This is a genomic window from Granulicatella sp. zg-84, assembly GCF_010892375.1.
Lineage (GTDB): Bacteria > Bacillota > Bacilli > Lactobacillales > Aerococcaceae > WM01.
Genome location: NZ_WNJX01000049.1, coordinates 1 through 6818, shown reverse-complemented (window position 1 = coordinate 6818; position 6818 = coordinate 1). Strand labels below are relative to the sequence as shown.

6 protein-coding genes, 12 tRNA genes and 1 rRNA gene are annotated in these 6818 nt (G+C 34.7%); 6 read left to right on the top strand and 13 right to left on the bottom strand.

All coding sequences use genetic code 11. From position 1 onward, the window contains the following. Window positions 1-566 precede the first annotated feature (566 nt). The 6 genes from GMA06_RS08005 (at window position 567) to GMA06_RS07980 (ending at window position 5534) form a co-directional block, all read left to right on the top strand. Complete coding sequence (locus tag GMA06_RS08005; protein ID WP_163546646.1) at window positions 567-878, top strand: hypothetical protein; 312 nt, start codon at window positions 567-569, stop codon at window positions 876-878. 79 nt (window positions 879-957) lie between these two features. Beyond that, complete coding sequence (locus tag GMA06_RS08000) at window positions 958-2085, top strand: DUF87 domain-containing protein (protein WP_163562263.1); 1128 nt, start codon at window positions 958-960, stop codon at window positions 2083-2085. Further along, the gene (locus GMA06_RS07995) at window positions 2078-2677 is read left to right on the top strand and encodes a hypothetical protein (RefSeq protein WP_163546644.1); all 600 of its coding nucleotides are present in this window, start codon (window positions 2078-2080) and stop codon (window positions 2675-2677) included. Before GMA06_RS08000 ends, GMA06_RS07995 begins: the two co-directional genes overlap by 8 nt. 168 nt (window positions 2678-2845) lie before the next feature. Next, window positions 2846-4063 (top strand): Rep family protein, encoded by a 1218-nt coding sequence (locus tag GMA06_RS07990; protein WP_163562262.1) that lies wholly within the window; start codon window positions 2846-2848, stop codon window positions 4061-4063. Window positions 4064-4117: 54 nt separating this feature from the next. Continuing rightward, window positions 4118-4315 (top strand): DUF3173 family protein, encoded by a 198-nt coding sequence (locus GMA06_RS07985; RefSeq protein ID WP_163546642.1) that lies wholly within the window; start codon window positions 4118-4120, stop codon window positions 4313-4315. Window positions 4316-4400: 85 nt separating this feature from the next. Next, window positions 4401-5534, top strand: a complete 1134-nt coding sequence (locus tag GMA06_RS07980; RefSeq protein ID WP_163546641.1) for a site-specific integrase — start codon at window positions 4401-4403, stop codon at window positions 5532-5534. A gap of 95 nt (window positions 5535-5629) precedes the next feature. Here GMA06_RS07980 and GMA06_RS07975 read toward each other — a convergent pair. From GMA06_RS07975 to rrf, 13 genes are all read right to left on the bottom strand, one after another. Beyond that, window positions 5630-5713, bottom strand: a tRNA-Leu gene (locus tag GMA06_RS07975). A gap of 20 nt (window positions 5714-5733) precedes the next feature. Next, window positions 5734-5804: transfer RNA gene (locus GMA06_RS07970), tRNA-Cys, on the bottom strand. Between the two features lie 10 nt (window positions 5805-5814). After that, window positions 5815-5886: transfer RNA gene (locus tag GMA06_RS07965), tRNA-Gln, on the bottom strand. 8 nt (window positions 5887-5894) lie between these two features. Next, window positions 5895-5967, bottom strand: a tRNA-His gene (locus GMA06_RS07960). Window positions 5968-5982: 15 nt separating this feature from the next. Then, a tRNA-Trp gene (locus GMA06_RS07955) sits at window positions 5983-6053 on the bottom strand. A 21-nt stretch (window positions 6054-6074) separates the two neighbouring features. Next, a tRNA-Tyr gene (locus GMA06_RS07950) sits at window positions 6075-6155 on the bottom strand. Window positions 6156-6172: 17 nt separating this feature from the next. After that, window positions 6173-6245: transfer RNA gene (locus GMA06_RS07945), tRNA-Phe, on the bottom strand. Between the two features lie 3 nt (window positions 6246-6248). Then, window positions 6249-6321: transfer RNA gene (locus GMA06_RS07940), tRNA-Asp, on the bottom strand. Between the two features lie 17 nt (window positions 6322-6338). Further along, window positions 6339-6411 (bottom strand) — tRNA-Val (locus GMA06_RS07935). A 6-nt stretch (window positions 6412-6417) separates the two neighbouring features. Beyond that, a tRNA-Glu gene (locus GMA06_RS07930) sits at window positions 6418-6489 on the bottom strand. 16 nt (window positions 6490-6505) lie between these two features. After that, a tRNA-Ser gene (locus GMA06_RS07925) sits at window positions 6506-6592 on the bottom strand. 20 nt (window positions 6593-6612) lie between these two features. Continuing rightward, window positions 6613-6686, bottom strand: a tRNA-Asn gene (locus GMA06_RS07920). A 10-nt stretch (window positions 6687-6696) separates the two neighbouring features. After that, a 5S ribosomal RNA gene (gene rrf / locus GMA06_RS07915) occupies window positions 6697-6812 on the bottom strand. Between the last annotated feature and the right edge of the window lie 6 nt (window positions 6813-6818).

Below are 6818 nucleotides of genomic sequence, written 5' to 3'. Positions count from 1 at the left end.
GTCAATAATTTTTTTGTATAATAATCCATGAGAAATACCTCCTTGTTTAATTGTGGTGATTTAATCATACAGGTATTTCTCTTTTTTTGTCCACTTTTATATACAAAATCGTGTTGGTGGATTATTCCCACCAACACGATTTATTATAGAGCCAAAAAATATAGAATAAATCATTCTTGATAGAAACATAAAAAGTGAATTAACGTGATACCCATGTTAATTCACTTTTTCATTTATATTTTGTATACGTTTTCAAATTTTGCTGTATTTCGGTGTGAAAGACGTACGTCTTTCACACATATAATGGGGTTCCCCCACACCCCTTCTTAACCTTGAAATATTATATTTATTTCAAAGTTATCACTTATCATCTAACCGTTTATCCTATCTCTAATTAGAATATAGTCTACTTTTACAATTCTTGTCAAGTGTTTCCTTGAAATTGTAACACAAATTTAATAATTCAAAGCCCCCTCAAAAAAAAAAAAAAGCAAATATTACGGGGGCTTTTTTTGGGGAAGCACAAGATAAAAAAAAAATAAAATAAAACGAAAGCAGGTAAAAAAATGAACAAAAAAAACAATTATACCAAAACACTAGCAAATGAAGCATTAAACGGATTGAGCCTTTACTTAGTCGGTCCACACGTCGTCCCACAAAAAAAATATGTTGACGGCAAAGTAACGGATGAAATCACAGGATATCAAGTTTGGTGTGCTACAAGAGAAGATAATCCTTTTAAAATAAAATTCAACGCCGAAGACAAACCAGACTTAAGAGAATTAGAGATTGGTGATGAAGTTATCTTTGAAAACTTAGAAGCCATTCAAATCAACAACAAAATTTATTTCCGTGCCACCGGCATCGAAAAAGCCTAGTTTGACATAGAGATAGTGATAAACGATTAGATGATAATAGTGATAATGATAGACCATAAGAATATTATAAAGAAAGGATATGTATATGCACTCAAGAGATACTCTACAAAATCTTAGTTCAGCATCTGCCAATTATCTAACAAAAATTTTAAACACCGCCTTGCCTTTAAATGGAGAGAACAGCTATACCAACTCATACAGCATTCAGTTAGAAAAAAATGACAAAGGATTTTTCTTCATTCCTCATTTGCCTGTTTCCTATCCGATTGACAGAAAACTCTATTTCCAAATCGCAGATATCTGTTCTGCTGTCCTCTATCCCTATAAAACTTTACTCGTACAAAATAACGCTTATTTTACACCATACAACGTAAAAAACCCTAATCTAGCTCGTGCTTTCTTTTTTCCTTGGATAGACGGCATCCCTACTAGGTTAGAAATTGAGCGACTAAATCGGTTTATAGAAACATCTGTAAAAGAAGAAAAAATTCCTATCATGGCAAATAACGTTTCCTTAAACATGAATGAAGTTGTACATATGGCTATTAGCGGATCAAGTGGTTCCGGAAAATCGTACTTTGTAGAATATTTAATCCGCTGTCTTCATTCCTTTACCGACCAAATTGTGTTAGTTGACCCAAAAATGGCAGATATTTTTATCCTTGGAAAAGAATTGAGATTAGAAACTCTTTCTCCTCACCGTGGTTCAAATCTAAATAGTTTTATAACAGATGTTAACGAACTTTTAGGACGTGCTATCAATATGATATACGAGCGACAAGAAATGCTACTCAAAAATCCTAAAGCTAATTTTAAACGCTCGTATATTATCATAGACGAACTTTTAGCACTTGTTCAAGGAAGCCCTAAACAAGCACGTGAAACGTTCGCTCAACTCTTAGGCACTATCGCACTTCTTGGACGTGCTACGAAAACATCTCTTATTCTAATATCTCAACGTTTTGATGCTCCAGCTTTTGGAGGTAACCTAGCTGTTCGTGAACAAATCAACTGTTCCGTTATCTTAGGGGAAATCAACAGTAACACAACTCAATTTTTATTACCGAATGCTCATGTTGATAATATTGTTGTACCAATAGGGCACGGAACAGGCATCATTAAATTGGTTAACGGAAAAAATGATAATCATATTATGCCTCTACTAACACCAACGTATAAAAAAGAAAGGGAGAACAACCTTGAATAAATACAATTTTTTTACCAAAACAATAATTATTTTAGTTGTCAATTTCATTCTTGAAGGATTTTTTCAGTTCGTAAAAAATTCTTCTCCACTTCCTGTTTTAACTAAAATAGTTACAAATATCTTACTCATACAAGACGTTCTAAACATATGTGTATACATACTCTTAGTGAGTTGCTTTATTTTTGAATATTGTTATCGAAAGTTAATCAAAGATACAATAAAAAATAGTTTAAAATCACTTGCTGCAACCATTCGCATAAAAAATTATTGTCGATTTCTGACATCAAGTAAATCTCTCAACCACAACATACCACAAAGTAGTCAAGATAAGATTTATTCAATCGCAAATCGTGTCAGAAGTACCATTCAAATTGAATACTTTAATCAACAGGCAATCTTTACTATATCTTTAAATGTACCTATGCAAGTTGAAGAAATTTGGAAAAGCAACTTTCAAAAAATAAAAGAAAAACTTCATCAATTAGATACTGACTATACTTTCTCAGATATTACTCTTATAGAACCACTAACAGCCACCTATGGTGCTACGGGAACGAAAATAACAAATAAAGAAGATGTAGCCCATTGTTGAAAACTAAATGGGCTACATCTTCTTTCTATTTACAAAACTGTGTTAAATAGAAACAAATTAGGATGTATTCATTATTTATATACTACATTTTTGCGTGACAGGTCTTGGCATTGTCACGCAAATCGTTGCTGTGCAACTGTGTCATAAAAACAAGAAAGGTATCATTATATGACTAAACAAACAGAAACTGAAACAAAAGAACCCCGTGTACGCTCTGTCATGTATACACAACAAATTCGTTTACTAAAAGACAAAGATTGGAAACGTGAAACAAAACGAATTGTAAATGCTGTTGAACCAAAATATTGGGCATCTATCTTACACGATAAAGATGTAGATGACGACGGAAAGCCTGTTGAACCTCATTTACACCTCATGCTCTATTTCTCACATGCAAGAAGTCCTAAAAGTATTGCTTGGGAAATTGATGAAAAAGAGGGACTACGAAAAAATGCTAAAACCGAAAGATTAGAATTTTTCAAAAACCCAAACAATGGATATAGTTATCTCGTACATCGAACAACAAATGCTTCAGATAAATACCAGTATCCCTTAGAAGATGTTTTTAGTAATTTTGATTTCACTGAAAAAATTGAACAAATTACCAAAAATGTTACTCGTAAAGCTCAAATGAAAGACAGTGAACTAATCAATGAATTATTAGACCTCTTATATGACGGAGATATAACTCTTAAAGAAGTAGAAAATATTTTGACAGGTAGTCAATATGCTAAAGCAGCTAGTCGTATAAAAACCGTTATGTTAAAACGACAAGAAGTTCTTTTAGAGTCTTATATCAAAGAAATGACAAATAATCAACTTCATAAAGAAATTATTTATATTTACGGAAAATCCGGAACAGGTAAAACTAGATTAGCTACTAACTATGCAAACAAAACATTTCACACCTACTTTACAACAGGTTCAAGTAAAGACCCTTTTCAAGACTATCAAAATGAACCCATTGTTATTATTGACGAACTGCGCCCTGAAACATTTAGCTATGATGACCTACTAAAAATTTTAGACCCGTATAATTTTAATGTTATGGTTCCTGTTCGTTTTTTTGATAAAGCACTTAGTGCAAAAATGATTTTTATTACCAGTCCTTATTCTCCTTATGAATTATATTCTGAAATCCTTACTAAGAAAAAAGGGAACCCTCGTATTGATAGCTTTGAACAACTAGAGAGGCGTATTGGATTAACCCTATACATTGATAAACATTATATTTATTCATCTACCTTTGAACCTAGAACAAAAACATATATTCCCATTCAAGATAAAAAACAAAAAAATCCATTTTATGAAAACCCTATCTATGTACATGATGAACAAAAACTATTCGATAAAATTATCGAACCTATGAAAACCAAAAATGTATAAAAAGACTACCTAGTCTATCTTTTAAATTTTTAAACCTAACGAAAGGAAACACTCATGAATTATATTACCATTACCAAAGACGAACTTATTCATTTAGGATACACTCCTACAACTGCAAAAAAAATTATTCGACAAGGAAAACAACTACTTGTCGAAAAAGGTTTTTCTTTGTACAATAACAAACGAGTGGGAACTATTCCAATTAAAGTTGCTGAAACTATTCTTGGATACGAAATCAAAAAAGAAAACTAAGTTTAGAAGAAATTCTAAACATGTTTTCTTTCTGCAAATTGAGAATGTCATTGTTTAGAATTTCTTCTATGTAAGGATAGACACTATGACAATAAAAAAACAAATAAATGGAACATATACCGTAGATGTAAGCGGAGGATACAACTCTGTAACTGGTAAACAAAAAAGAATTGTCCGTAAAGGAATACGAACCAAACAAGAAGCTATCAATATCGAACAACATCTACGTATTGTTGAATTACACGAAAACAGATACGGAAAATCCGTACAAATCGACCCACTTTATCACTTACTAAAAAAGGAGGATATGATAAATAATAGAAAACTAAGCTATATCACAACTCAAGAAAATAATTATAATCGTCATATATTCCCCTATTTTAAAAATACCGATATTAAAAAAATTACTTATGACGATATATACGATTTTAGAGAGCATCTTAAAAAGAAATCTCATCGGCAATTTAAAGATAGAACATTAAATAATAATAGTATCAATAAAATCATGATACTATTAAAAAAGATTTTAGATATTGGTGTTAAAAAAGGATATTACCAATCCAATCCTATGACACTTTTAAAAAAGCTTCCAACAACTAAATCCTCTATCCAATATTGGACACTAGAAGAATTTCTCCATTTCAAATCTCTTTTTCAAGAAGATGAATACAATATGGAATTATTCTTCACACTTCTTTATTTTACAGGTATGAGATTAGGAGAAGCTCTTGCACTTAAATGGTCAGATATTAACTTTCAAAATGCAACAATCACAATAAATAAAACCGTTTATCGACAAAATGGAAAAAATATTATTGGAACAACAAAAACAAAAACTTCAGATCGTATTATTTCTATCAATTCTAAATTACTTAATGAGTTAAAGAACTGGAAAGACAAGCAATCAGAAATTTTAAAAGACTATATAAACAATTCATCTGACCTACAATGTATTCAATCTAATCTTTTAGAAATCGGTAAAAATAGTATTGAAAAAATATATAAAAAAGTTCTAACTCGCGATACAAATATTAAACGTATTCGTATTCATGATTTTAGACACTCTCATGCTTCTTTACTTATCAATCAAGGGGAAGATTATCATATCGTAAAAGAACGACTAGGTCACGCATCTATTGCGACTACGATTGATACCTATTCACATTTATATCCAAGTAAGCAAAAAAGCCTAGCTGATAAGCTAGACCTTTTGTACTAAAATTTCTCACCATAAGAAATTTTAAGAAACTTTACGTTGATTTTTACGCTTCTCAACGTATAAACAAAGTCGCACAAACCTTGTCGTATAAACAATACCGGCGGCCGGGGTCGAACCGGCACGCCCGTGAGGGCACTGGATTTTGAGTCCAGCGCGTCTGCCAATTCCGCCACGCCGGCTTATCATAAAACTTGTGCAAAGGCGGTAACCGGATTTGAACCGGTGATCAAGGTTTTGCAGACCCGTGCCTTACCACTTGGCTATACCGCCATAAAACAAACTGGGGTAGCTGGATTCGAACCAACGAATGACGGAGTCAAAGTCCGTTGCCTTACCGCTTGGCTATACCCCAATAAAAAGGGCGATCGACGGGAATCGAACCCGCGAATGCCGGAGCCACAATCCGGAGCGTTAACCACTTCGCCACGACCGCCATAATACTAGTAAACAGGGGTAGCAGGAATCGAACCCACACCAAAGGTTTTGGAGACCTTTGTTCTACCTTTAAACTATACCCCTAGGTAGTTTAAATACTTTTAATGGAGGGGGGCAGATTCGAACTGCCGAACCCTAAGGAGCGGATTTACAGTCCGCCGCGTTTAGCCACTTCGCTACCCCTCCATATTAAGAAATAAAAGTGGTTCAGGACAGAGTCGAACTGCCGACACCTTGAGCTTCAATCAAGTGCTCTACCAACTGAGCTACTGAACCATACGGTCCCGACGGGATTTGAACCCGCGATCTCCTGCGTGACAGGCAGGCATGTTAACCCCTACACCACGGAACCACAATAATATGAGAAAGTGGAGGTTAACGGGATCGAACCGCTGACCCCCTGCTTGTAAGGCAGGTGCTCTCCCAGCTGAGCTAAACCTCCAACTAATGACCCGTACGGGACTCGAACCCGTGTTACCGCCGTGAAAGGGCGGTGTCTTAACCGCTTGACCAACGGGCCATAACAAAATAAAAAACGGAGAGTAAGGGATTCGAACCCTTGAGACAGTTTCCCGCCTACACGATTTCCAATCGTGCTCCTTCGGCCTCTCGGACAACTCTCCAGAATCCAAATATTCTCCAACTCCGCAAGTAGGACTCGAACCTACGACATCATGATTAACAGTCATGCGCTACTACCAACTGAGCTATTGCGGATAAACCAAAAGCGTGGCAACGTCCTACTCTCACAGGGGCAATGCCCCAACTACCCTCGGCGCTAAGAAGCTTAACTTCTGTGTTCGACATGGTGACAGGTGTGTCCTTCTTGCCATCATTACCACACTTTCT